The organism is Pseudomonas sp. LB3P14, from assembly GCF_054898045.1.
Map to the genome: position 1 here is coordinate 1,403,371 of NZ_CM142714.1, position 21,968 is coordinate 1,425,338.

The 21,968-nt window shown below is 59.6% G+C and carries 30 protein-coding genes; 10 read left to right on the forward strand and 20 right to left on the reverse strand.

The features are described 5' to 3' along the window. The first annotated feature begins 35 nt into the window (after positions 1–35). The 5 genes from ACYZT5_RS06495 (at position 36) to ACYZT5_RS06515 (ending at position 3,801) form a co-directional block, all read left to right on the forward strand. Positions 36–533: a GFA family protein gene (locus tag ACYZT5_RS06495; RefSeq protein WP_462050337.1), complete on the forward strand. Its 498-nt coding sequence runs from the start codon at positions 36–38 to the stop codon at positions 531–533. Between the two features lie 17 nt (positions 534–550). Beyond that, positions 551–1,405 carry an alpha/beta fold hydrolase gene (locus tag ACYZT5_RS06500; protein ID WP_462050338.1) on the forward strand — a complete coding sequence of 285 codons (855 nt, stop codon included), beginning with the start codon at positions 551–553 and terminating at the stop codon, positions 1,403–1,405. Between the two features lie 60 nt (positions 1,406–1,465). Further along, positions 1,466–2,185, forward strand: coding sequence for a hypothetical protein (locus ACYZT5_RS06505; RefSeq protein ID WP_462050339.1), 720 nt, complete (start codon positions 1,466–1,468; stop codon positions 2,183–2,185). 109 nt (positions 2,186–2,294) lie between these two features. Beyond that, positions 2,295–2,708: a nuclear transport factor 2 family protein gene (locus tag ACYZT5_RS06510; RefSeq protein WP_462050340.1), complete on the forward strand. Its 414-nt coding sequence runs from the start codon at positions 2,295–2,297 to the stop codon at positions 2,706–2,708. A 157-nt stretch (positions 2,709–2,865) separates the two neighbouring features. Beyond that, positions 2,866–3,801, forward strand: coding sequence for an SMP-30/gluconolactonase/LRE family protein (locus ACYZT5_RS06515; RefSeq protein ID WP_462050341.1), 936 nt, complete (start codon positions 2,866–2,868; stop codon positions 3,799–3,801). Here ACYZT5_RS06515 and ACYZT5_RS06520 read toward each other — a convergent pair. From ACYZT5_RS06520 to ACYZT5_RS06540, 5 genes are all read right to left on the reverse strand, one after another. After that, positions 3,777–4,049: a hypothetical protein gene (locus tag ACYZT5_RS06520; protein WP_462050342.1), complete on the reverse strand. Its 273-nt coding sequence runs from the start codon at positions 4,047–4,049 to the stop codon at positions 3,777–3,779. The two genes, ACYZT5_RS06515 and ACYZT5_RS06520, sit on opposite strands and share 25 nt — an antisense overlap. Before the next feature lie 123 nt (positions 4,050–4,172). Next, positions 4,173–5,162 (reverse strand): zinc-dependent alcohol dehydrogenase family protein, encoded by a 990-nt coding sequence (locus ACYZT5_RS06525; RefSeq protein ID WP_462050343.1) that lies wholly within the window; start codon positions 5,160–5,162, stop codon positions 4,173–4,175. 63 nt (positions 5,163–5,225) lie between these two features. Continuing rightward, positions 5,226–6,176 (reverse strand): D-2-hydroxyacid dehydrogenase family protein, encoded by a 951-nt coding sequence (locus ACYZT5_RS06530; RefSeq protein ID WP_462050344.1) that lies wholly within the window; start codon positions 6,174–6,176, stop codon positions 5,226–5,228. Between the two features lie 81 nt (positions 6,177–6,257). Next, a complete protein-coding gene (locus ACYZT5_RS06535; protein ID WP_462050345.1) occupies positions 6,258–7,106 on the reverse strand; it encodes an MBL fold metallo-hydrolase in 849 nt (282 codons plus the stop codon). Then, positions 7,100–7,954, reverse strand: coding sequence for a quinone oxidoreductase family protein (locus tag ACYZT5_RS06540; RefSeq protein WP_462050346.1), 855 nt, complete (start codon positions 7,952–7,954; stop codon positions 7,100–7,102). Before ACYZT5_RS06540 ends, ACYZT5_RS06535 begins: the two co-directional genes overlap by 7 nt. A 113-nt stretch (positions 7,955–8,067) precedes the next feature. On the opposite strand from ACYZT5_RS06540, the gene ACYZT5_RS06545 reads away from it, so the two are divergent. Further along, positions 8,068–8,661, forward strand: a complete 594-nt coding sequence (locus ACYZT5_RS06545) for a TetR/AcrR family transcriptional regulator (RefSeq protein WP_462050347.1) — start codon at positions 8,068–8,070, stop codon at positions 8,659–8,661. Positions 8,662–8,687: 26 nt separating this feature from the next. Next, positions 8,688–9,419, forward strand: a complete 732-nt coding sequence (locus ACYZT5_RS06550; protein WP_462050348.1) for an SDR family oxidoreductase — start codon at positions 8,688–8,690, stop codon at positions 9,417–9,419. A 110-nt stretch (positions 9,420–9,529) separates the two neighbouring features. On the opposite strand, the gene ACYZT5_RS06555 is transcribed toward ACYZT5_RS06550, so the two are convergent. Continuing rightward, a complete protein-coding gene (locus ACYZT5_RS06555) occupies positions 9,530–9,739 on the reverse strand; it encodes a hypothetical protein (RefSeq protein ID WP_462050349.1) in 210 nt (69 codons plus the stop codon). A gap of 234 nt (positions 9,740–9,973) precedes the next feature. On the opposite strand from ACYZT5_RS06555, the gene ACYZT5_RS06560 reads away from it, so the two are divergent. After that, positions 9,974–10,240: a hypothetical protein gene (locus tag ACYZT5_RS06560; RefSeq protein ID WP_462050350.1), complete on the forward strand. Its 267-nt coding sequence runs from the start codon at positions 9,974–9,976 to the stop codon at positions 10,238–10,240. A 226-nt stretch (positions 10,241–10,466) separates the two neighbouring features. On the opposite strand, the gene ACYZT5_RS06565 is transcribed toward ACYZT5_RS06560, so the two are convergent. From ACYZT5_RS06565 to ACYZT5_RS06600, 8 genes are all read right to left on the reverse strand, one after another. Then, the gene (locus tag ACYZT5_RS06565) at positions 10,467–10,751 is read right to left on the reverse strand and encodes a hypothetical protein (protein ID WP_462050351.1); all 285 of its coding nucleotides are present in this window, start codon (positions 10,749–10,751) and stop codon (positions 10,467–10,469) included. A gap of 309 nt (positions 10,752–11,060) precedes the next feature. Then, entirely contained in the window at positions 11,061–11,291 is a 231-nt protein-coding gene (locus ACYZT5_RS06570) for a hypothetical protein (RefSeq protein ID WP_010460746.1), read from the reverse strand. 125 nt (positions 11,292–11,416) lie between these two features. Then, entirely contained in the window at positions 11,417–11,638 is a 222-nt protein-coding gene (locus ACYZT5_RS06575; protein ID WP_462050352.1) for a hypothetical protein, read from the reverse strand. A gap of 71 nt (positions 11,639–11,709) precedes the next feature. After that, on the reverse strand, positions 11,710–12,750 hold the full coding sequence (locus tag ACYZT5_RS06580) for a DNA topoisomerase IB (RefSeq protein WP_462050353.1): 1,041 nt from the start codon (positions 12,748–12,750) through the stop codon (positions 11,710–11,712). Between the two features lie 76 nt (positions 12,751–12,826). Further along, positions 12,827–13,906, reverse strand: a complete 1,080-nt coding sequence (modC, locus tag ACYZT5_RS06585) for a molybdenum ABC transporter ATP-binding protein (RefSeq protein WP_462050354.1) — start codon at positions 13,904–13,906, stop codon at positions 12,827–12,829. A gap of 3 nt (positions 13,907–13,909) precedes the next feature. Then, positions 13,910–14,590, reverse strand: coding sequence for a molybdate ABC transporter permease subunit (gene modB, locus ACYZT5_RS06590; protein WP_462050355.1), 681 nt, complete (start codon positions 14,588–14,590; stop codon positions 13,910–13,912). After that, the gene (modA, locus tag ACYZT5_RS06595) at positions 14,591–15,358 is read right to left on the reverse strand and encodes a molybdate ABC transporter substrate-binding protein (protein WP_462050356.1); all 768 of its coding nucleotides are present in this window, start codon (positions 15,356–15,358) and stop codon (positions 14,591–14,593) included. A 122-nt stretch (positions 15,359–15,480) separates the two neighbouring features. Then, positions 15,481–16,545: an NAD(P)H-dependent flavin oxidoreductase gene (locus ACYZT5_RS06600; RefSeq protein ID WP_462050358.1), complete on the reverse strand. Its 1,065-nt coding sequence runs from the start codon at positions 16,543–16,545 to the stop codon at positions 15,481–15,483. Positions 16,546–16,734: 189 nt separating this feature from the next. On the opposite strand from ACYZT5_RS06600, the gene acuI reads away from it, so the two are divergent. After that, positions 16,735–17,718, forward strand: a complete 984-nt coding sequence (acuI, locus tag ACYZT5_RS06605) for an acrylyl-CoA reductase (NADPH) (RefSeq protein WP_462050359.1) — start codon at positions 16,735–16,737, stop codon at positions 17,716–17,718. On the opposite strand, the gene ada is transcribed toward acuI, so the two are convergent. The 6 genes from ada to ACYZT5_RS06635 all read right to left on the reverse strand — a co-directional run bounded on the left by ada (position 17,719) and on the right by ACYZT5_RS06635 (position 21,382). Then, entirely contained in the window at positions 17,719–18,783 is a 1,065-nt protein-coding gene (ada, locus tag ACYZT5_RS06610) for a bifunctional DNA-binding transcriptional regulator/O6-methylguanine-DNA methyltransferase Ada (RefSeq protein ID WP_462050360.1), read from the reverse strand. It abuts the gene before it with no gap. Between the two features lie 85 nt (positions 18,784–18,868). Further along, positions 18,869–19,549: a DNA oxidative demethylase AlkB gene (alkB, locus tag ACYZT5_RS06615; protein WP_462050361.1), complete on the reverse strand. Its 681-nt coding sequence runs from the start codon at positions 19,547–19,549 to the stop codon at positions 18,869–18,871. Then, a complete protein-coding gene (locus tag ACYZT5_RS06620) occupies positions 19,539–20,243 on the reverse strand; it encodes a 2OG-Fe(II) oxygenase (RefSeq protein ID WP_462050362.1) in 705 nt (234 codons plus the stop codon). The genes alkB and ACYZT5_RS06620 overlap by 11 nt, the downstream gene beginning before the upstream one ends. Further along, positions 20,240–20,746 carry a methylated-DNA--[protein]-cysteine S-methyltransferase gene (locus ACYZT5_RS06625; protein ID WP_462050363.1) on the reverse strand — a complete coding sequence of 169 codons (507 nt, stop codon included), beginning with the start codon at positions 20,744–20,746 and terminating at the stop codon, positions 20,240–20,242. Before ACYZT5_RS06625 ends, ACYZT5_RS06620 begins: the two co-directional genes overlap by 4 nt. A gap of 126 nt (positions 20,747–20,872) precedes the next feature. Further along, entirely contained in the window at positions 20,873–21,049 is a 177-nt protein-coding gene (locus ACYZT5_RS06630) for a hypothetical protein (RefSeq protein ID WP_282375787.1), read from the reverse strand. Positions 21,050–21,079: 30 nt separating this feature from the next. After that, positions 21,080–21,382, reverse strand: a complete 303-nt coding sequence (locus ACYZT5_RS06635; protein WP_462001102.1) for a DUF1883 domain-containing protein — start codon at positions 21,380–21,382, stop codon at positions 21,080–21,082. Positions 21,383–21,594: 212 nt separating this feature from the next. Here ACYZT5_RS06635 and ACYZT5_RS06640 point away from each other — a divergent pair, with 212 nt between their 5' ends. After that, a complete protein-coding gene (locus ACYZT5_RS06640) occupies positions 21,595–21,951 on the forward strand; it encodes a hypothetical protein (protein ID WP_462050364.1) in 357 nt (118 codons plus the stop codon). Positions 21,952–21,968: the final 17 nt, after the last annotated feature.

Genomic DNA, 21,968 nt, shown 5'->3' on the forward strand with positions numbered 1-21,968 from the left:
CTGTGATCGGTATGGATACGGGAATAGGAGCGGCCTTGGCCAACGATCGGACCTACGCGATGCGGGCAACCTGCGATTGCGGGACATGCGTCGTCGAAGCGAAGCAGGCACCGACGGTTCGCTTCAGCTGCCACTGCACGATCTGCCAGGCCTTCAGCGGAGACGCTTACGCGGACATGATGATCGTTCCGGCGTCCTGGGCTGTCGTGAAAAACGAAGACTGGATCAACTACAAGAAGTACAAGGAGTTTCGCTTCCCCCCGCCGAACCTCAGTCGCGGTTGCTGCAGAAAGTGCGCAGAGCCCTTCATCGAAACGTGGGGCTTCGGACGGAACCACGTCCTCTTGTTCGTACGGGCTGCCAGGTTCGAGCAACCGGAACTGCTTCCGGCACCGCAAGCGCACATGTTTTATGAACACCGCGTCAGAGACATCGACGACGGCATTCCCAAGCACGAAGGCTATTTTGCCAGCGAGTGGGCTATAGCGAAAATGATCGTGCACGCAATGAGCAATGGACCGGACCGCCAATGATCCGCTGAGGCATTTCAATGACCCAGTACAGCCACCAGACCGTGCTGACTCAGTTCGTAGAGGCCAACAGCATCCGCTTCGCCTATCGCCGATTTGGCACGGACGGCGGCGTGCCGCTCGTTTTCTTGCAGCATTTTCGGGGCGGAATGGACCACTGGGATCCCATGGTCACCGACGGCTTTGCGGAACATCGGCCCGTCATTCTGTTCGACAATGCGGGGGTCGCCGCGTCGACCGGAGAGACCCCGGACACGATCGATGCGATGGCCGACCACGCCGCCGATTTCATCGACGCCCTCGGACTTGCGCAAATCGATCTGCCGGGCTTCTCAATCGGGGGATACATCGCGCAGACGCTTGCGCTCCGCCGTCCCCAGCTGATCCGCCGTCTCATACTCGCCGGCACCGGGCCGCGCTCGGGTGAGCCGTCGCAGGATTCGAAATACGGTGAGTACGGCGCCTTGACCGATCCGAAGACCGGCGCGGTCCCGATCGAGGCGTTTCTTTACCTGTTCTTTCGCCCGTCTGAAACGAGCCAAGCGGGAGCAAGGGCCTTCTGGGTACGACGGCATGTGCGAAAGGAAGACGTCGACCCGCCCACATCGGCGCAAACAATGGCGGCGCAACGGGCGGCTCTCACCGAGTGGGGTCAACCTCGTGGCGAACGTTTTGCGGAACTCAAGTCCATCAAACAGCCGACCCTTGTCGTGAACGGCGACAACGACATCATGGTCCCGACCATCAACTCCTTCACGCTATCTCAGAACATCCCAGACGCCCAATTGATCATCTATCCAGATGCGGGCCATGGCGCGTTATTCCAGGTTCCGGAGCTCTTCGTGGCGCACGCCGAGATGTTCCTGGACTCATGACTTTCCATGACGTTGGACTCCACCGGTACACCGGACGCGATATTGAAGGAGTAGCGAATCATGACCGATCTCTTTAGTTCCGTTATCGCAGCGCATGGCGGCCTCGACCGCTGGCACACCGTTCGTGCGATCGATGTGACGTTCAACTTCTCCGGCGGGCTGCTGGATCTTAAGGGATATCCGGGTCATCGCCGGCCTTCGGCATCAGTGGACGTTGCGACACCTCGGACCGTCTTTCAGAGGCTAGGCGATGAATCCGATGATCGGTGGATCTTCACCCCCAATCGGGTCTGGATCGAACGCCGTGACGGCACGGTCGTCGAAGAGCGCTCCGATCCGCGCGCGGCCTTTGCGGGGCACGTGCGCGAAACGCCCTGGGATCGCCTGCACCTGACCTACTTTCTCGGCTACGCGCTCTGGAACTATCTGACGGCTCCTTTCCTCTTTGCTCGGACGGGCTTTGCCATGCGAGAGCTCGAGGCACACGTCGAAGGCCTCGAAACCTGGCGCGTGCTCGAGGTGACCTATCCGGACGACCTGCCTGCGCACACGAAGGTGCAAAAGCTCTATTTCGGCGACGACTTCATGCTGAGACGGCTCGACTACGTCACAGACGTGCTCGGCGGCGTTGCAGCGCACTACTGTTATGACCAAGTAACGATAGACGGACTCGTCTTTCCGACTTTGCGGCGCGTTGTGAGGCGCACGCCGGAGGGTCCCGTCCTGTCAGGGCGTACGTCCTTCATTCTCGACTACACCAACCTAGTGATCCGCAAATGATTTGGATTCCGACGAAGGACTGCGCGGGCTCGACCTCGGCGCGGGCGTGATGACGCGCGCCGGGTTACTTCAGATCGCTATACCCTCGAAAAGCTAAGGACCTCGCATCATGATCAGAACCACACCGGAGCAAAACAAGACACTCGTGATCGAAGCATTCGACACGCTGTTCAACAAGCGCGACTACGACGCGGCATCCCGCTTCTGGTCCGACAAATATATCCAGCACAGCGCCCACATCGAACCCGGTCGCGAGGGGCTGTTCGGGCTTGTCCGCAGCCTTCCCGACAACCTGCGCTACGAGCACGGTCTCATTCTGGCGGAGGGCGACTACGTCATCGTCCACGGCCGCTTTTCGGGTCACGGAGGGCCCGCGGCGTGGGTGGCCGCCGACGTGGTGAGGATCGAGAACGGCGCGCTGGCCGAGCATTGGGACGTACTCCAGGACGAGGCGACGAAAGCCCAATCGAAGAGCGGATTGCCCATGTTCGGCGACCGCTTCCCGCATGACGCAAGCAGGTGAGGCCTAGGACGGCGGAGGACGAGGTTGCCGGCGTTCTCCTGACCCTCACCGACATCTACGTCCGCTAGCGCCCGGCGCAAGGCTCGAAGGTCTTGCTTCGGTCGCGAGCCTGATTGGCCTGGGGCCGCGCCGCCAAAGCCTCGTGAAGGTAACCGAAATGTCCGAGATCGATTTTACGCCCACCGGAACGCACCACGGCGGAGACCTCAAGCCCGCGCCGTTCCGCGTCGTCGCCAGCTGGCCCGCGCCTGCCTTTGTCGAGAATCTCGCCGTTGCGCCGGACGGGACGGTGTTCGTGACAGTCCATTCGCAGAGCCGGCTTGACCGCTACGATCCGGCGACCGGCGGGACCGCCGTGTTCGCCGACTTGCCAGCGCCGCCGATGGGCTTGGCGCTTGACGCAGAGGGCGCGCTTTGGGTGACAGGCGGCACGATGCGTACGTCGCCGGGCTTCATCTGGAAGGTCAGCCCGAAGGGCGAGGTTGAACAGTGGGCTGAAATTCCCGACGCGACCTTCATGAACGGCTGTGCGGTCCATCCGAACGGGAGTCAGCTGCTGGTCTGTGAGAGCAACACGAACCGCATCCTCGCCGTCGACATGCGTCGGCCAGGCGCCTGGTCGACCTGGCTGGAAGACGAGCGGATCGGGCCCGCCGGTACGTTCTACCCCGGCGCCAATGGCATCAAGATCCGCGGCAGCATAGCCTGGATCACCGTGTCGGCGAGTTATGAGATCCTGCAGGCACCAATCCTCAGCGATGGCTCGGCCGGGCCGCTGTCTGTGTTCTGCACGGAAATCGTCTCGGACGACATTGCCTTTGGCGCATCCGGATCCCTCTACGTCACCACCCACGTCGCCCAGACGGTGGTGCGCATCGACGCCTCGGGCGAACGCACAACGATCGCCGGTCCAGACCAGGGGGTGGTGGGCTCTACCGCCTGCGCGTTCGGGACGGCTGCTGGCGACAAGGAGGCGCTTTACGTCTCTACCGACGGCGGGTTCATCGTGCCGCATGAGGGCGCCCTCCAGGATGCGAAGCTCGTTCGCATCGAGGTCGGCGAGACGGGCTATCCCCTGTTGGGCGAGCGCTGAGCGCGCCCCCGCCCGAGCCCGAAGGCTTCGGCGGTCAGAACGACGAACGCCGGCTTGCCCTGTCCCCGGGCGACGCTGAGTTCGAAGATTGCATTGTCTCGACCTCGTGCGCCTAGGGCCACGGCAATGAAGTCTGACGTGGCGACGAGACGCAGTATTTCCTGGGTGATGGCGGTCCCAGGGCTGAGCAACTTCGCTGAGGTGGTTTCAACACCGCGCTCCTCAAGCAGGCGAATGAGCGCTTGCATTTCCGGTCCATGAGAGCCGGTGACGAAACAGCTGCGATCTTCGCCTCCATAGACGGTGTGGCCCTCGAGGTTGAACGGAACGGCACACCAGCGACAGGGGAGGGGGAGGGCGAGCGTGGCCGCTCAAACGGTGACAACGATCTTACCGGATTGCCCGCTGTTCTCCAGGTAACGGTGTGCCTGCACCATCTCGTCGAACGCGAATGTGCGATCGATCACCGGCTTGAGGGCGCCGCTCGCGAGGCCCTTGACGACATACTCCACCGCCGCCTTCCGGCGGGCCATGTCGCCCAGTACGAGGCGAATGCTGTATCCCTTTACGGTGGGCATCGTACGGATCATCTCCAACACAGGTATCGGAGTGTCGCCCTCGCTCAGGACGCCGTAGATGTAAACGGTGCCGCGGTCGGCCAGCGCGGCGAACAACTTGGGAAAGTCTGGGCCGCCAATGGGATCGAAAACGACGCGCGCGCCTTTGCCGTCCGTGATGCGCATCACTTCGGCGGCCATGTCTTGCTCCTGGGTCGCAATGACATGCGCTGCACCGACCTCAAGCAACCGCTGCGTCTTTTCCGAGGTGCGCGTCAGCGCGATGGGGGTCGCGCCGGCGTAGTTCGCGATTTGAATCGCCGCCAAACCGACGCTGCTTGACGCCGCGGGGATGATGACGAAGTCGCCCTTGGTCACATCGGCGTCCACGACAAGCGCGCCGTAAGCGGTGATGAACATCATCCACACCGACGCCGCCTCGACAAATGAGAGCGTTTCCGGGTGTTTCACTACGGCGTCGTCGGGGGCGACAATGACTTCACCGTAGGTGGAATATTTGTTCATCGAGAAGGCTGGAATTGTACTGACGATGTCACCGGTGGCGAAGTCAGTGACGTCGCTGCCCACGGCATCGACAATACCAGCCGCCTCGTAGCCGAGACCTGCCGGGAAGATTACGCGTTCAACATATTTATCGTTGCGCCACATGGACTCGGCGCGATTGAGGCCGATTGCCTTGACCTTGATGCGCACTTCGTGCGGGGCGGGGACGGGAACTTCCGTCTCGATGAATTCAAGGACTTCGGGTCCGCCAGCGCGAGCAAATTTGATGAGTCGTGGCATGAGTGTCTCCGTGATATTCCAAGACGTTATTTGGTAGGAGTCGAAATGTCTTATCGGCTCCGCTCATCTTCCATCAAGCCATGCGTTGATGTTAGCGGCGCAGTCTTGATAAAAGCGCTCGTAGAGACCGCGTGCGACATACCCGATATGAGGAGTGGCAAGCAGGTTTTCGGCATGTCGATAGGGATGATCTTGCGGCAGAGGCTCGACATCGTAGACGTCGATAGCGGCCCCAGCTATCAGGTTATTGGCGAGCGCATGCAAGAGCGCAGCCTCGACCACGAGAGGGCCACGCGAAGTATTTATGAGTCGAGCCGATGGTTTCATCAACGCAAACTCCTCCGCGCCGATCAGTCCAATCGTGCGCGCACCCAACACCATGTGGATCGAAATCACGTCAGCCGAGCGCAATAATTCCTCCTTCGACACCCGTCGAGCCCCAGCGGCCGCGGCTACGTCTGAGGTCAGATTCTGGCTCCAGGCAATCACGTCCATGCCAAATGCGAGTCCGACCTTCGCGACCGCTGTCCCAACCCTTCCCAAGCCCAGAATGCCCAAGGTCTTCCCGGCCAGATCGTCGCCGATGGTGTGCTGCCAACCGCCAGCACGCACCGACGCAGCTTCGGACGAAATATGACGGACACTCGCGAGAATGAGGGCCCATGTCAGTTCGATGGTTGGCGCGGAGGTATAGCTAGTGTGCGCGATGGTGATGCCGCGTTCCGCAGCAACGGCCAGGTCGATCGATGCGTTCACGGGCCCGGTGGACGCGATTAGCTTCAATTTTGGAAGGCGCTTGAGCAACGATCCCGACATCGGGGTTCGTTCGCGCATGATGCACACGACATCAAATGGTGCCAACCGCTCAGCCAATGCGTCTTCGTCCGCCAGGTGGTCGCGGAAAACTGTAATGCTGGCTCGATCGCTAACCTTCAACCAGTCGGCGAAACTCGTCGCTACACCTTGGTAGTCGTCTAGCACGGCAACGTTTACGGAGCTCAAGGATGGATTCATTTTTTGCCTTCCTGAAAAATTTCTATGAAACACGCCGGATTAATTTTCCTTAGCGTGTGAGGTAGACGAAAGCGCCCGGTTCTAAACTTCGAACCAGAACGCCGCTCCGTCACGCTTCACGTGGCCAGCCGTCGGCGCGGCATAGTGGGTGCCGATAACCAGAATTGGCTGGTCGGCCCACTCGGCGAACATCTTCGCGCGAGTGACCACCGCGACTTGGGCGTCGCTGTCGAAGCTCGTCGCCCAGTCGGGGTGCGCCATTTGGCAAGGATGGTGGGTTACGTCGCCGGTAATTACCGCGTTCTGCCCTTGCGATTCGATCATCACGCTGACATGGCCCGGCGTGTGCCCGGGGGTTGGCGTCAGGCGCACCTCAGGCGAGATGCAGTGATCCATCTCAACCAGGTCGACCAGGCCGGCGTCGAAGATCGGCCGCACGCTGTCTCCCATGACCGCCTGCTGCTCATCGTCGCCTTCGTTGCTCCAGTGCTCGAATTCGCGCTTGCCGATCAGGTAGCGCGCCTTGGGGAAAGTCGCGACCCACTTGCCATCTACCCACATGGTGTTCCAGCCCACATGATCCACGTGCAGGTGGGTGCAGACCACGAAGTCCACACTGTCTGGTTCCCAGCCCGCATCCGCCAGATGTTGCAGGAACGGCGTCGCCAGTGGATTTCCACCCGTCATATTGCGCGGCTTGTCATTGCCGAGGCAGGTGTCAACCACCAGCCTCAGCCCCGGCGCCTCCACTAACAGCGCCTGGACGGACGCGATGAGGGTGCCATCCTCCGTGGCGAAGTGCGGGAAGAGCCAGGAGCTGGCTTTTAGCGCCTCCGGCGTCGCCTCGGGCAGGAGGGTGCCACCGGGAAAAGGGATCACGATCTCGACCACACAGGTTATTTTCACTGAGCCCACTTGCCAACTCAACATAACGTTCTCCTCATGGTTGCATCGCGTCGAGGAAACCTCGTCCGCTCATCGCCTGACCCGCTTCGGCCAAGGCACGTCGATCGCACCAATGGAGAAGGCGCGCGTGGGATCTGCAAATATCCGCTTGTCATATCGGTCACCAAGACGCCGCCGAGACTAAGGCTACTTAGCGCCTCGCTGGTCACACTTGCGCCGATGCTATCGATGACGATATCGACGCCCTTGCCGGCCGTTATTCGGCGAACACCGTCGGCGAGGCCTTCCGTGGTGAGGTCAATCACGTCTTCGAAGCCAAGCTCGCGTGCCCTGGCCGCTTTGGCCGCGCTGCCCGCCGTCGAGATCACCTTGCCGGCGCCCTGTGCCCGCGCGAGTTGATAGGTCGCGTTGCCGACCGACCCGCCAATTCCAGGAGCCAGCACCGTCTTGCCCGGCGCGAATCCGGCCTGTGTCAGTGTGATCTGCGCGGCCAGATAGGCCACCGGAATGCTGGCCGCGACGACATCGTCGATCGCGTCGGGCACAAGCGCCAGATGCTCAGGTCTCACCAGCAGCCATTCTTGCCACGTGCCATTCTCACCAACGCCATAGGGTCCCGTGAACATCACGCGGCCTCCCACCGCGAGCCCGGAGTCGCCTGCGTCCTCAATGACACCCACGCCCTCATTGCCGAGCACCAGCGGCGCCTTGGCCCGAGGGTGTCCATCCGACAAGACCGTGTATTCGAGCGGCGTGACGCCGGCGGCCGTCACGCGGACCAGCACCCGGTCCTGCGCCGGTTGCGGCTTGGGTAATTCAACCTGCCGCAACCCGTCATAGCCCGAAAAGGTTTCCGCCTCGATCGCACGCATGGCCGCACTCCATTAAGTTACAGACCTGTTAGTTATTTGTGAGTTGATGACAGGTCTGTTACTTTGTCAATCAGAAAATCGGAATAAGCGGAGCGTGCGGATATGAAACGGATATGAAGTCAGAAGCCCGACCCCGGCGGGGTGCCCCGCCAAAAGGCGAAGTCAGTGCGCGCGAGCGTATCCTTACGACGGCGAGCGAGTTGTTCTACCGTGAGGGCATCCGCGCCATCGGTGTTGACACGATCGTCGAGCAATCCGGCGTGTCAAAGACGAGCCTCTATCGCCTGTTTGGCTCCAAGGACGATTTGATCGCCGCTTTCGCCGCCGAAAAAAATCGGTTGTTCTGGGCGTGGTGGGATCGCACTGAGGAGTTGCACGCTGATGACCCGCGCGCCTTGCTGGAGGCGCTTCTGTCTAGAATAGTGGAGCGGATCGGGAGCCCCGATTATCGCGGCTGTCCGCTCCTGAACCTGATGACGGAGTTTCCTGACGACAACCATCCCGGCCGGGTCATCGCACGGGGTAATAAGGACGAATTGCGGGTGAGACTTGCGACCATCGTTGCCAGGCTTGGCGTTGCTGATCCCAGCCGCGTCGCGTCTCAACTAGCGCTGCTCATCAATGGCGCGTACGTCACCGGCCCAATGGCTGAATCGGCTGATTTGAGGGGCGACCTCGTCGATGCCGCCATGAAATTGTTGGTATAGCTTCATCATCAACAGGAGTAACAGCTGTGGGTAAATTACTGGGAAAAGTGGCGGTCATTACGGGTGGCACCACAGGAATAGGCTTCGCTGCGGCGAAGCTCTTCGTCGAAGAGGGGGCCTACGTCTTCATTACTGGCCGTCGTCAGAAGGAGCTTGACGACGCGGTGAAAGCCATTGGGGACAATGTTACCGGCATCCAGGGAGACGTCTCCAATTTGGCTGACCTTGATCGACTCTACGAAACCGTCAAGGCAGAAGGGCGCCGAATCGACGTCGTCTTCGCCAATGCCGGCCTGGCTGAGTTGTGCGCCTTGGGCAGCATCACCGAGGAACATTTTGACAAGCTGTTTAACGTCAACGTGAAGGGAACGCTGTTCACAGTCCAGAAGGCCCTCCCGCTATTGAATGACGGCGCCTCCATCATTCTCACGGGCTCGGTCGCCAGCGCCAAAGGGACAGCTGCTTTCTGGGTTTACGGCGCGACCAAGGCTGCCATCCGCAATTTCGTGCGAGGTTGGACCATCGAGTTGAAGGACCGCCGCATCCGCTCAAACGTGCTGAGTCCGGGTCCGACCGAAACACCTTTGGTGGACCAGCAGCCTCCCGAGGCTATTGCGAGTATCGTATCCACCATCCCGATGGGACGCATGGGCTTTCCAGAGGAGATTGCCAAAGCCGCGCTATTCCTTGCCTCGGATGATTCCAGTTTCGTCACGGGAATCGAACTATTCGTCGATGGCGGCAGAGCGCAGATCTGACGGGTACAACATTCGATACGGCATCGGGCACCATCTTAAATCAAGGGTTTGCGAGCGAAAGCTGATGCAAACCCTTGTTTGTTTCTGGTCTGCTATTTTGTTGGCCACAGCTATTGATGCCGGCCGTCAGTCGCTGGATTAGCCTCTCGTCGATCATCGCCAGAAGGATTGCCGGTATTGACAAGCCTTCTCTCCACCAAGACATTTTGAAGGGCCTGGCGGGCTGCAGCGTCCAGCTGGTGTTCTCTCTCCTTGAGTTCAAGCAAGATTGGGCTGGACCAGGCGCGATAGGTTTGCTCGGTCTCACGAATTGATGCCATTTGTCCCCTCCTTGATGGGTGCCCGCCAACACCGTCGGCGCAATTTTGGTTCGATAGAACCCTAGTCGAGGAATCTGTTTGCCGCCAAAAAATGCATGGCGATGGTGCGCACCTCGCTGACGCCGCTATTGATCTTATCGTCAAAAAATATATTGATGAGTTTGGGGTTATCTAATCTTAAAAGTTGCGTTGTCTGAATATAAAAATGATAAAGAGGTGGAAGTTATGAGTTAGTTGCTGACTGCCATTGCTGTAGCGTTATTCCTGTCTGGATGTTCTTCCGGGCCACAGACACCTAACGATGCTCATACCCCCGTTCCTGCAGGAGCGAAGCAATTAAGCGGGGATGAAATTCACCAGGTGTTGATTGGTCGTGTCCTCAAAAGCAAAACCGCCAAGGGGGAACCATTCTCGGAAACCCTGAGTCCTGGTGGAGCAGCGTTAATTAAAATTGCTGATTATCCAGAGGCTAAAGGTAATTGGACGGTGGCGGTGACGTGATCTGTGTGACTTATAAAGCATATGGAAAGGAATGCAATACCGTGCACAGCGACGGTGCTTCAGTTTGGCTAGTCGATGAAACAAGCAAGAAAACCAATAATAAATACAGTGTGCATTAGTTGAAAATCATCGAACTAACGCACACCCGTTATCTCAATCGGAAGCGCGAGCTCATGGCGTCAGCGGCCGGATCGAGTGAGTTCGATTCAGCCGCCGAAGTTGTCAGCTAAACGAAAGGCTGACCGGTAAAACCACGAGGCAATCGTTGCAGTCCTTCCATGGCGGTGAGCCGTTCGACCCAAGCCGCACGCCAGTCATTGGCCGTGTGCGTAACTTTGGCTTTGCGTGCGGCGCGGCGTGCAGCGTTGCGCTGGTCTTTGCGCGCATCCTTGAACGCGTCGGTGCTGCGGCAGCTTCTGCATTTCACCCGGGTAAGTTCGCTGGTTGAAACGAGTTTGCTGCCTTTGTGGCCGCAGGCCAGATGCCCGCCGACTTTGAAGTGAGTAACCATCAGACGTCTCCTTGGTGACGTGTAATCGTTTGACCTCCAGCGTATGGGGACGTTCGTTGCCTGCGTAATGCGCAAAAAAAGGCCCGCGTGCGGGCGGGCCAGGGGATTCTTCAAAGGAGTCCGGTCAAAGTAGGGCCTGGGATGTGAACACCGTGTGAAATGGATTGCGCAGCCATAAAAAAGCCCAGCGCCAGAGGCCGGGTTGGGGATGTACCAGGAAGCGATCAGGCAAGGACGCATACGGTGACGACAATGTCGCCGTTCATGCGTCCTGAATCAGGCCGTGTCCTTGAGGGTGTCCAGATCGAATCATCTGAACCGCGGCAGGGGCGGGTCGACAGGTTTGAGCGACGACAGCGTATTGCGAATCAGTGGCGCGTCTTTCTCGATGTCGTTCAGACGATCACGAATTCTGAGGGCCGTCGGGTGACCGCCTTGATGATCGACCCAGTCGGCGATTTCCTTGCACGCCGCTGCCAGGCGAGCCTGACGGGAGTCGAGCAGGGTGAGCAGAGTGGTGATGGACTCTTTTTCGGACATGGCAAACACCTCCGTTCAAGAAACCTGTATTTGGCAACAAAAAGCCCGCTGGGAGCGAGCTTTCTGCCGATGGGGTCGCTGTTCCTTCAGCTTTCTCAGTATAGACCCGTAAAAGGCAGGTGACCTTAGCCTTGTCGGGCCGTCACTTGTGACCTGGCATTTAAATGCCAGCATTCATGTTGGGCGTCTTCTTCACGAGCGAAACCGTCACCGATGAAGCCGTGGGTTCGAGTATCGGCGATGCGATACCAGACGGCGGCGTCCGGTGGTGGATGGCTGGTTTCTCCGGCTCGGCGGCCATGAATGATGATCTTGTTGCAACGCTTCACAACGAAAATGTCTTCCATGGCGTCACCGCAGCTAATTGTGTTCAGAACAACTATAGAAGCCATTTGCGATCATGCAAAAAATAGACAGGTCAGTTCGTCGCCTCAGCCGTTGCGACCCTCATCTCCAAAAACACCGCCAGCCCGACTTCCTCTGCCCTGAGCCCTTTGCGCGCTCGTGGCCTGGGCAGCTCAGCCAACGCACCCAGAAGAAAACCATCGAGCACCGCCGGGTGGATGTAGCACTTGCGGCAGACTGTCGGGGTGTTACCCAGTTGTTTGGCAACGTTCTTGACCATCTCCACCACATGCCGTTTCGCATCCGACTCGGGCTCCCACTGCAGTTTCCGTAAAACCGCCAACGCCAACGCGCTGCCGGCCCAGGTGCGGTAATCCTTGGCAGTGAAGTCGGCGCCAGTGAGGGTTTGCAGGTAGGCGTTGACGTCGGAGGAACTGACGGTGTGCCGCTCACCGTTTTCATCCAGATACTGAAACAGGTTTTGCCCGGGAATTTCCAGGCAGCGTTTGATAATCCGCGCCAGGCGCCGGTCCTTCACGGTGATCTGATGCTCGACGCCGCTCTTGCCGCGGAACTGAAACAGGATCGCACTGCCGTTGACCTCGACGTGACGGTTGCGCAGGGTAGTCAGGCCGTAGGAGCGGTTGTCCCGAGCGTACTGCGTGTTGCCGACCCGGATCAGCGTCGCATCGAGCAAGGTGATGACCGTGGCCATGACCTTGTCGCGGCTGAAACCGGGAGCCGCCAGCAGTGCTTCAAGCTGTTTGCGCAGTTTCGGCAGGGCCAGGCCGAAGTCCCGCAGGCGCGAGTATTTGTCGGCATCGCGCACTTCTCGCCAGCGCGGGTGATAACGGTATTGCTTGCGACCTCGGGCATCACGGCCGGTGGCTTGCAGGTGACCGCGCGGGTCGGCACAGATCCACACATCGGTGTAGGCCGGGGGCACGGCGAGGGCGTTGATGCGTTTGATCTCATCTTGATCGGTGATGCGCTGACCCGCAGGGTCGTAATAGCAGAACGTGCCGCGCAGTTTCTTGCGGGTGATGCCGGGCTGGGTGTCATCGACGTAATGCAGGTCGGATGGCAGCACATCGGGCAGCGCGATATCGGGCATGGCGGTAGTCCTTGGCGACGGATCAGGGGGCCGTTACAGCCATTGACCGCACGCCATTGCAGTGGTGCCAGCGGATTTATGCCAGCACCGCCACCGCCTTGATCTGTGCCCAGAGTTGCTGGCCAGGGTGCACGCCCAATTGGTCCCGGGAGTAACGGGTAATCCGCGCCAGCAGCGGTGTGCCGCCAGCGTCCAGACGGATCAGCACGTGGGCGGCGTTGTCCGCGCCCATTTCACTGATCACGGTGACCGGCAGGCGATTGAGGATGCTGCTTTGCTCGACGCTTTGCAGGCTCAGGCTGACATCTCGTGCCTGAACCTTGCAGCGCAGCGCCTGGCCCGCGGCCATCGGTGAATGAGCCACTCGAATGTTCAGGGTGGTGTCGGGCAGTTGCAGGGTCAGCAACTGGTAGTCGGCGTCATGGGCACTGACGCGCCCCTCGATCACCACGCCGGCGTCGTCGCCCAGCGCCAAGGGCAGGTCGAGACGGGCCAGGGTTTCGCCGATAGTGCCGCTGGCCAGCGCCTTGCCGTTACTGAGCAAGACGAGGTGGTCGGCCAGCCGCGCGACTTCATCCTGCGAGTGGCTGACGTACAGCACCGGGATGTCCAGCTCATCGTGCAGTCGCTGCAGGTACGGCAGGATTTCGTTTTTGCGCTGGCTATCCAAGGCCGCCAGCGGCTCGTCCATCAGCAACAGTTTGGGGCTGGTGAGCAGGGCGCGGGCGATGCCGATGCGCTGGCGTTCACCGCCCGAAAGATTCTGCGGATGGCGATCCAGCAAGTGGCCGATCCCGAGCAGTTCAGTCGCGTGGGCCATGTCGACCCGACGTTGCTGGCGAGGAATGCGCTTGAGGCCGAACTCCAGATTGGCCAGCACCGACAGATGGGGAAACAGGCTGGCTTCCTGGAAGACGTAACCCAGCGCACGTTTGTGTGGCGGTACGAAAATCTTCTTGTCGCTGTCCTGCCAGACTTCATCGTTGACCTGGATGAAACCCTGCTCGGCCTTCTCCAGGCCGGCGATGCAGCGCAGGCAGGTGGTCTTGCCTGAACCGGAATGACCGTAAAGTGCAGTGACTCCGCGGCCGGGCAATTGCAGATCCACCTCCAGGGCGAACTCCGAATACCTGTGTTTCAGACGCGTATGAATCATTGATCAGCTCCAGCCCGCTTTGGTTTTACGGCTGGAGTAGAGCGCCAGCAACACAACAAAGGAGAACACCAGCATCGCCCCGGCCAGCCAATGGGCCTGGGCGTATTCCATGGCTTCGACGTGATCGTAGATCTGCACCGAGACCACGCGGGTTTTGTCAGGAATGTTGCCACCGATCATCAGCACCACGCCGAATTCACCGACGGTGTGGGCGAAACCGAGAATGGCAGCGGTGATGAAGCCGGGGCGGGCCAGCGGCAGGATCACGCTAAAAAACGTGTCCCAGGGATTGGCGCGTAAGGTCGCGGCCACCTCCAATGGGCGAGTACCGATGGCAGAAAAAGCGTTTTGCAGTGGCTGGACCACGAACGGCATCGAGTAGAGCACCGAGCCGATCACCAGACCTGCAAAACTGAACGTGAGGGTGCCGAGCCCCAGTGACTGGGTGAAGTGGCCGACAAACCCGTTAGGGCCGAGCGCCAGCAACAGGTAAAAGCCAATCACCGTCGGCGGCAGTACCAGGGGCAGGGCGACGATCGCCCCGACCGGGCCGCGCAACCACGAGCGGGTGCGCGACAGCCATAACGCAATCGGAGTGCCGATGACCAGCAGGATGACTGTCGTCAGCGACGCCAGTTCCAGGGTCAGCCAGATGGCGGAAAAGTCGGCACTCGATAGCGTCATTTAGAGTTGGTAACCGTAGGATTTGATGACAGCGGCGGCTTTCGGACCTTTGAGGTAGTCAACCAGCGCCTTGGCAGCCGGGTTGTCCTTGCCTTTGTTGAGGATCACCGCGTCTTGTTTGATCGGCTCGTGCATGTTGGCCGGAACGATCCAGGCCGAACCGCTGGTGACTTTGCCGTCTTTGTAGATCTGCGACAAGGCCACAAAACCGAGTTCGGCGTTGCCGGTGGAGACGAATTGGTAGGCCTGGGTGATGTTCTGGCCTTCAACGATCTTGGCGTTGACTTTGTCAGTCAGGTCCAGCTTGGCCAGCACCTGAGTGGCGGCCAGACCATAAGGCGCCGCTTTCGGGTTGGCAATGGACAGATGTTGATACTGGTTGTCGCTCAGCACTTTGCCCTTGGCATCGACGTAACCTTCCTTCACCGACCATAGCGCCAGCGTGCCGACGGCGTAAGTGAAGCGCGAACCTTTGACCGTGTCGCCTTCGGTTTCGAGTTTTTGCGGCGTGGTGTCGTCCGCCGAGAGGAACACTTCGAACGGAGCGCCATTCTTTATCTGGGTGTAGAACTGGCCGGTTGCACCATAGGCGGCGACCAGTTTATGCCCGGTGTCTTTTTCGAAATCGGCGGCGATCGCCTGAATGGGTGCAGTGAAGTTGGCGGCGACGGCAACCTGGACTTCGTCCGCCTGGGCGGACCCGAAAGCCAACACTGCGAGCAGGGTTGCCAGGCAGGTGGGGGCAAAACGTGAGGCACGAATGGTCATGAAACGGCTCCGTTGTAGGCAAGTGCAGCGAGGGGGTAAAACGCTATATAGCGGAATATATAGCGAAATGCCTGCAAACGGAACGTGTCGGATGCGCGTTGTTGAGGCCACGCGGACGTGCGTTACCGACCCACCAACTTCGCCAACCCTTCATCTGCCAGCTTCCGGGTCAGTTCAGCCGTGGTCATTTCAACGCACAGGGTGAATGCCTGACCCGCCCAGAGATTGCTGAAATCCGCTTCCCCCTTGGCCCGCAACGGCATCAGCGCACCACCCGCGAGCGGGAAGGCCGGTGCTTTGGCGCTCATCGGCCCGAGTTCGCGCATCACCCGATTGAGAATTCCACGCGCCGGGCGTCCGGTGAAAATGTTAGTGACGGCTGTCTCACTTTCCTTGGCGGTGCGCAACGCCTTGTGATGAGACGCGCTGACCTTGGCCTCTGGCGTGAACAAGTACGCCGTGCCCACTTGCACCGCCGAAGCCCCCAACAGGAAAGCTGCCGCGACGCCTCGTGCATCGGCAATACCGCCGGCGGCAATCACCGGCACTTTCACCGCGTCGACGATCTGCGGCACCAGCGCAAAGATGCCCACCTGGCTGCTCAGATCATCACTGAGAAACATGCCCCGATGGCCACCGGCTTCGTACCCCATGGCGATGATCGCGTCACAGCCATGTTGCTCGAGCCAGATGGCCTCTTCGACGGTGGTGGCCGACGAGAGCACTTTCGCTCCAGTGGCTTTCACGCGATCCAGCAGGGACTTTTCCGGCAGGCCGAAGTGGAAACTCACGACTTCGGGGCGAAACTCTTCGATCACTTCGCAGGCCGCATTATCGAACGGCGCTCGATTGGACACCGGCGTCGGCGCGTCGAAGTCCACGCCAAGTTCCCGGTAGTAAGGTTCCAGCAGATTCTTCCAGTCTCGAGCACGTTGCTCATCGGCGGCGGGTGGCTGATGGCAGAAGTAGTTGATGTTGATCGGGCGCTGAGTGTGCTGGCGAATCGTTTTCAGCTCCTCGCGCAACTGATCGATGCTCAACATGGCGGCGGGCATCGAGCCCAGGCCGCCGGCGTTACTGGCTGCGATAACCATGGCCGAACCGGTCGCGCCGGCCATGGGCGCCTGGATGATCGGCAGCTCAATGCCAAGCAGGTCAAGAATGCGGGTGTCTGGCCATTTGCTCATTTGAAAGGTTCTCCGACGTCATAACAGGGCAGGGACGGTAGAACCGGATTTGTATCAGCAATGGCGGGCGCGGGGCCAGTCGAGTTTTCAGTTTGTGTGCCACTCTTGGCTTAAAGTCGAGTACGACGAAATGTTGCTATGTGTTATTTCAATTGCACCACAACTGAGTGATTCCATTAGGAGGCAGCGATGTTCAAAGGCATTTTGATCGACAAAGACGACAGCGGGTACCGGGCCACACTGCAAGAGATCAATGAAGATCAACTGCCCGAGGGCGATGTGACGGTGCGTGTGGCGTACAGCACGCTGAATTTCAAGGATGGCCTGGCGATCACCGGCAGCAGCCCGGTGGTGCGAAAATTCCCGATGGTGCCGGGGATCGATCTGGCTGGCACTGTCGAAGTCAGTGGGCATCCGGACTACAAGGTCGGTGATCAGGTCGTACTCAATGGCTGGGGTGTTGGCGAAGGACATTGGGGCGGACTGGCGCAGAAGGCTCGTTTGAACGGCGACTGGCTGATTCCACTACCCAAGGCATTCACCGCGGCGCAAGCGATGGCCATCGGCACGGCGGGTTACACGGCGATGCTGAGCATCCTGGCGCTGGAACATAACGGCGTGACGCCCGATCAGGGCGAAGTATTGGTCACCGGCGCCAATGGCGGTGTAGGCAGTTTCGCCATCGCACTGCTGAGCAAGCTTGGCTATCGGGTGGTCGCGTCCACCGGCCGAACCTCCGAGCACGATTACCTCAAGCAACTGGGCGCCAGCGAAATCATTGACCGCGCCACGCTGTCCGAGCCGGGCAAACCCTTGGCCAAGGAACGTTGGGCGGCGGTTATCGACTCGGTCGGCAGTCACACCCTGGCCAACGCCTGTGCCAGCACGAAGGCCAACGGCACTGTTGCCGCGTGTGGCCTGGCACAAGGCATGGACTTCCCGGCCTCAGTCGCACCGTTCATTTTGCGCGGCGTGACCCTGGCCGGGATCAACAGCGTGACCCAACCGAAAGCCAAGCGAGTACAGGCCTGGAATCGTCTGGCCAAGGATCTCGACTTCGCCTTGCTGCCGTTGATCAGCCACGAAATCGGTTTGAGTGAAGCGATCGACGCCGCTCCACGGTTGCTCGCGGGGCAATTGCGCGGGCGGGTTGTGGTGGATGTGAACCGCTGATTACCGGGCTTCACGCTCCAGCAATTGCCGTTTGCGTTCCACACCCCAGCGATAGCCCGACAGGTTGCCGTCGCTGCGCACCACGCGGTGGCATGGAATCGCCACCGCCAGAGTGTTCGCGCCGCAGGCTTGAGCCACGGCGCGCATCGCTTTTGGCGCGCCGATTCGCTGGGCGATATCGGCGTAGCTGGCGGTGCAGCCAACGGGAATCTCCCGCAAGGCTTGCCAGACCCGTTCTTGAAAAGCGGTGCCGCGAACATCCAGCGGCAAGTCCAGGCCGAGGGCCGGCGCTTCGATAAAACCAACCACCTTGGCGATCAGTTGCTCGAACGCGTGGTCGGCGCCAATCAGATTCGCACGCCGAAATTTGTCCTGCAGATCGCAGACCAGTTGATGCGGATCATCTCCGAGCAGGATCGCGCAAACACCCCGTTCACTCTGTGCCACCAGAATCGCCCCCAGGGAACACTGGCCGACGGCAAAACGAATGTCGTTGTTCTGGCCTGCTGCGCGGTAATCACCGGGTTTCATGCCCAATAGTTGATCGGCTGCTTCATAAAAACGGCTGTTGGAGTTGAAGCCAGCGTCATACAGCGCGTCGGTCACTGAGCCTCCATCCGCTAGACGTTCACGGACCCTGCGTGAGCGATGCGCGGCGGCATAACCCTTGGGCGTCAGACCGGTAACCGCTTTGAATACCCGATGGAAGTGAAAGCTGCTGAGGCCGGCAGCAAAGGCCAGTTCGCTCAGTACAGGCAGATTTTCCGCGGTTTCAATCTGGCGGCAAGCGGCAGCCACGGTCGCGGCATGTTGCGCGGCGACGTCGCTTTGATCCTTCGCGGCTCGTTTGCTGGGGCGATAACCCGCCGCCTGCGCCTGCTCGGCGGTGTCGAAAAATTCAACGTTCTGCGGTTTCGGCAATCGCGCCAGGCTGCTGGGGCGACAGTAAATGCCGGTTGTTTTCACCGCATACACAAACTGTCCGTCTGCCCGGGGATCACGCGCAACGACGGCGGCCCAGCGAGGATCATTCTCGGTGGCGATCTTTGTCGAATGGCTTGTCATGGCTTCATGTCCTGACCTGTTTTATTCAGATTAACCAGCCGACGGGGTCGCTGCACCCCGGGTCTTGCGGTCGAATTCGAAGGCTTCATCCAGCGGTACGAAAGGTGAAGTTGATACGGTGTTCGCCCAGTCGCGGGTGTTGGCCGTCTTTGATCGGCAAGACGCCGTGATAACGCAAGCGATCCACACCGCCCCAGACCACGATGTCGCCATGTAACAGCGGTACCCGCTGGCTTTTATTGCTGCGCTCGAAGCCGCCGAACAAGAACATCGCCGGCAATCCCAGCGACACTGAAACAATGGGCGCAGCGTAGGAAACTTCGTCTTTGTCCTGGTGCAACGACATCTTGGCTCCGGGAACATAACGGTTGATCAGGCAGGAATCAGGCACGAAATCCGCAAACCCCGCTTCCCGCGCCGCCGCTTGTGCCAGTTCGAAAAACACGTCGGGCATTTTCGGCCAGGGTTGACCGGTCTGCGGATCATTGCGGGTATAGCGATAACCGCTGCGATCGGTCGTCCAGCCCAGCGCGCCGCAACTGCTCAAGGCTACCGACATGGTAAAGCCCCCGGGCGTGATCATCTGTCGAAACGGTGCAGCCGCCAGAACCGCGTCCAGTGCGGGCAGCAACTGATCCAGCCAGGGCAGGGCAAAGCCTCTGAGGACGAAGGACTGTTCGCCGATCCGATCGAGCCTGGGTTGCTGCTCGGGTTCCGCGTCGGTAAACAAGTCGAAGGTGGTCGGGTTCATGGGCTCATAACGCATCGTGAAAGATGATTCCAAGGGTATGCCGTTTTCCACTGTGCAGGCGACTCACGCCGTGGCGCAGGGTGACCCGGTAATAGCCACGAACGCCTTTGACCGGTCGTTGGTTGACGGCAAAGATTAGCGCGTCACCTTTCTTAAGGCCGATGACCTGAGGGCGCGATTGCATCCGTGGGCGCTGTTCGGTCAGCACGAACTCGCCGCCCGTGAAGTCGTCGTCTGGCTCTGACAGCAGAATCGCCACTTGCAGGGGGAAGACGTGCTCGCCGTACAGATCCTGATGCAAGCAGTTGTAGTCCTGCGGTCCATAGTGCAGCAACAACGGCGTCGGGCGTTCCTGACCGGCGGCATGGCAGCGGTGGAGGAATGCTTCGTGCGTTTCAGGGAAGCGGGTTGGCAGGTCCATGTGCTCGTACCAGCGATTGGCTATCGGCACCAGTCGAGGGTAGAGCGACCTGCGCAAATGGGCGACGACCTCTGGCAACGGGTACCTGAAGTATTTGTACTCGCCACGGCCAAAGCCGTGACGAGCCATGACCACTTGCGAGCGAAACGATTCGGGGCGGGCATACAGCGCGCTGATTTCATCGCACGTCTCGTGGCTTAAAAGCGACCTGATGATCACGCAGCCATCCTGATCGAGTTGCTGTTCCAGTGTGGCCCAGTCCAGTCCATCGAGAAATGGCTCGCTCATCGCTGCGCCTCTCGATCCAGCAGTTGCCGTTTGCGGTCTAGCCCCCAACGGTAGCCGCCAAGGCTGCCATCCTGACGCAGCACTCGATGGCACGGCACGATCACCGCCAGCGGGTTCGCTCCGCAGGCATTGGCCACCGCCCGAAAAGCCATGGGTTGACCCAGTTGTCGTGCGATGTCCTGGTAGCTGGCGGTTTCACCCACCGGAATTTGTCGCAGGGCATCCCAGACTCGCCGTTGAAACACGCTGCCGGTCAGATCCAGTGGAAGATCCAGGGCGCTACGCGGGTCTTCGAGGTGGCGCAGGGTTTGCTCCAGCGCAGGCATCAAGCCCTCATCGCGCTGCGGTGTTTGTTTTCCGGGGAAGCGCCGCGCAAGATCGCGTTCCAGCGTTGCCAGGTCATCACCGAGCAGCAGCGCGCACAGACCTTCGGCGCTGAACGCGAGCAGCAAGACGCCAAGGCTGGAAGTGCCACTGATAAAGCGAATCGAGGAAGTAGACATGTTCTGACTCCTTAACCAAAGGTTGAGGTGGCCAGTCTAGGGAGCGGTGAGTGGGTGATCACTCCGGCGCTTGCGGTCGAATTTCAGATGGGGGAGCAGACGTCCTGGTTGTCGCTCCGGATCCCGTTACAGCGCTTTGCTGACGCTGATTTCGCTGATGACGTCTTCGCTCGAACCATGAATTGCGTCCAGCGCAGCCTTGGCTTCTTCTTCAGTGCCTTTTTCAAGCTGGGCAAATTCGAAGCGACGCTCACCATTGAGTTTGTATTTGATGACGTACTTGGTCGTTTGGGCCACGGTCATACCTGCCTGGTTCTCTTGTTTGGGCGACACTCAACTCAGTTTCGAGCTGGAGCGGCGGATGATCTTTATGGTGTGAGTCAGGGTCGGTTTGCGAGTCACGCTGATCGGCCGACGGTTGACCGTGTCGATGGTGATGTTCCAGAAACCGGTACTCGGTGCAGTAATCCGGGCCGGGAAGGTGTCGAATGCACCGCCGTGGTAAGTGTGGCGGCCGCCATTCTTGAAGCTGCGGAAATTGGCGTCGTTCATCAAGCGGATGTTGCATGTTTGGGAGCATTGAATGACGACGATGTCGTCTTCGTTGAGGTGCTCGCGCTGGTGGATAAATTTCATGAGGCGCCTCCAGAAGGGCTTTTTCTACAAAATCAAAACGATAGCATGGACGATTGGCGCAGTTTATCAGCCCGAACGGGTTATTATCCGGTCGTCGGGGTCCGCTTTGACAATTAAAAAGAGTTATACGGAATTCTATGAGCGATAAACGCAGCAAGCCTCGGAGAAAAACAGCATTTGTACTGTCGGAGTGTCTTTATCGGAGGTGTTGTATGAAGTGGGGTGTGCTGGTCCTGCCTATGGCGTTAGCGATGAGTGGCTGTGCGAGTGTCTCGGAGATCAATGAGTCGCTGCCCACCATGAGCGTGATTTCAGGCAAGAAACCTCATGAGTACGCGCAATGCCTGACCGAGAAACTGGCCAGCAGCCGGGGAGCCCTGCAAGTCGAGCCGCACAAGGACGGAATGCGAGTCATCGTGCCGCAGAAATTCTCCTCGGGGCCGGCGGCGGTATTTGATATCGAAGACCGCTCCACTGGCAGCAGCATCAAGTTGCATGAGCGCATCTCCAATGTGCCGTTGCGCCCAATGGATGTACGCAATGCCGCCACTGCGTGCATTTCCGGCTGATAGACTGTCGCCAGTCA

Excerpts from the sequence above, each read along its gene's own strand:
- ACYZT5_RS06580 (WP_462050353.1), bottom strand. The coding sequence starts at position 12,750 with ATGCCCGATATCGCGCTGCCCGATGTGCTGCCATCCGACCTGCATTAC.
- ACYZT5_RS06565 (WP_462050351.1), bottom strand. The coding sequence starts at position 10,751 with ATGGTTACTCACTTCAAAGTCGGCGGGCATCTGGCCTGCGGCCACAAA.
- ACYZT5_RS06500 (WP_462050338.1), top strand. The coding sequence starts at position 551 with ATGACCCAGTACAGCCACCAGACCGTGCTGACTCAGTTCGTAGAGGCC.
- ACYZT5_RS06600 (WP_462050358.1), bottom strand. The coding sequence starts at position 16,545 with ATGAGCAAATGGCCAGACACCCGCATTCTTGACCTGCTTGGCATTGAG.
- ACYZT5_RS06625 (WP_462050363.1), bottom strand. The coding sequence starts at position 20,746 with ATGTCTACTTCCTCGATTCGCTTTATCAGTGGCACTTCCAGCCTTGGC.
- ACYZT5_RS06545 (WP_462050347.1), top strand. The coding sequence starts at position 8,068 with ATGAAGTCAGAAGCCCGACCCCGGCGGGGTGCCCCGCCAAAAGGCGAA.
- ACYZT5_RS06575 (WP_462050352.1), bottom strand. The coding sequence starts at position 11,638 with ATGGAAGACATTTTCGTTGTGAAGCGTTGCAACAAGATCATCATTCAT.
- alkB (WP_462050361.1), bottom strand. The coding sequence starts at position 19,549 with ATGCGTTATGAGCCCATGAACCCGACCACCTTCGACTTGTTTACCGAC.
- ACYZT5_RS06630 (WP_282375787.1), bottom strand. The coding sequence starts at position 21,049 with ATGACCGTGGCCCAAACGACCAAGTACGTCATCAAATACAAACTCAAT.
- ACYZT5_RS06555 (WP_462050349.1), bottom strand. The coding sequence starts at position 9,739 with ATGGCATCAATTCGTGAGACCGAGCAAACCTATCGCGCCTGGTCCAGC.
- ACYZT5_RS06505 (WP_462050339.1), top strand. The coding sequence starts at position 1,466 with ATGACCGATCTCTTTAGTTCCGTTATCGCAGCGCATGGCGGCCTCGAC.
- ACYZT5_RS06540 (WP_462050346.1), bottom strand. The coding sequence starts at position 7,954 with ATGCGTGCGATCGAGGCGGAAACCTTTTCGGGCTATGACGGGTTGCGG.
- ACYZT5_RS06525 (WP_462050343.1), bottom strand. The coding sequence starts at position 5,162 with ATGCCACGACTCATCAAATTTGCTCGCGCTGGCGGACCCGAAGTCCTT.
- ACYZT5_RS06535 (WP_462050345.1), bottom strand. The coding sequence starts at position 7,106 with ATGTTGAGTTGGCAAGTGGGCTCAGTGAAAATAACCTGTGTGGTCGAG.
- ACYZT5_RS06570 (WP_010460746.1), bottom strand. The coding sequence starts at position 11,291 with ATGTCCGAAAAAGAGTCCATCACCACTCTGCTCACCCTGCTCGACTCC.
- ada (WP_462050360.1), bottom strand. The coding sequence starts at position 18,783 with ATGACAAGCCATTCGACAAAGATCGCCACCGAGAATGATCCTCGCTGG.
- modB (WP_462050355.1), bottom strand. The coding sequence starts at position 14,590 with ATGACGCTATCGAGTGCCGACTTTTCCGCCATCTGGCTGACCCTGGAA.
- ACYZT5_RS06620 (WP_462050362.1), bottom strand. The coding sequence starts at position 20,243 with ATGAGCGAGCCATTTCTCGATGGACTGGACTGGGCCACACTGGAACAG.
- modA (WP_462050356.1), bottom strand. The coding sequence starts at position 15,358 with ATGACCATTCGTGCCTCACGTTTTGCCCCCACCTGCCTGGCAACCCTG.
- ACYZT5_RS06530 (WP_462050344.1), bottom strand. The coding sequence starts at position 6,176 with ATGAATCCATCCTTGAGCTCCGTAAACGTTGCCGTGCTAGACGACTAC.
- ACYZT5_RS06520 (WP_462050342.1), bottom strand. The coding sequence starts at position 4,049 with ATGCAAGCGCTCATTCGCCTGCTTGAGGAGCGCGGTGTTGAAACCACC.
- ACYZT5_RS06515 (WP_462050341.1), top strand. The coding sequence starts at position 2,866 with ATGTCCGAGATCGATTTTACGCCCACCGGAACGCACCACGGCGGAGAC.
- modC (WP_462050354.1), bottom strand. The coding sequence starts at position 13,906 with ATGATTCATACGCGTCTGAAACACAGGTATTCGGAGTTCGCCCTGGAG.
- ACYZT5_RS06510 (WP_462050340.1), top strand. The coding sequence starts at position 2,295 with ATGATCAGAACCACACCGGAGCAAAACAAGACACTCGTGATCGAAGCA.
- acuI (WP_462050359.1), top strand. The coding sequence starts at position 16,735 with ATGTTCAAAGGCATTTTGATCGACAAAGACGACAGCGGGTACCGGGCC.
- ACYZT5_RS06635 (WP_462001102.1), bottom strand. The coding sequence starts at position 21,382 with ATGAAATTTATCCACCAGCGCGAGCACCTCAACGAAGACGACATCGTC.
- ACYZT5_RS06640 (WP_462050364.1), top strand. The coding sequence starts at position 21,595 with ATGAAGTGGGGTGTGCTGGTCCTGCCTATGGCGTTAGCGATGAGTGGC.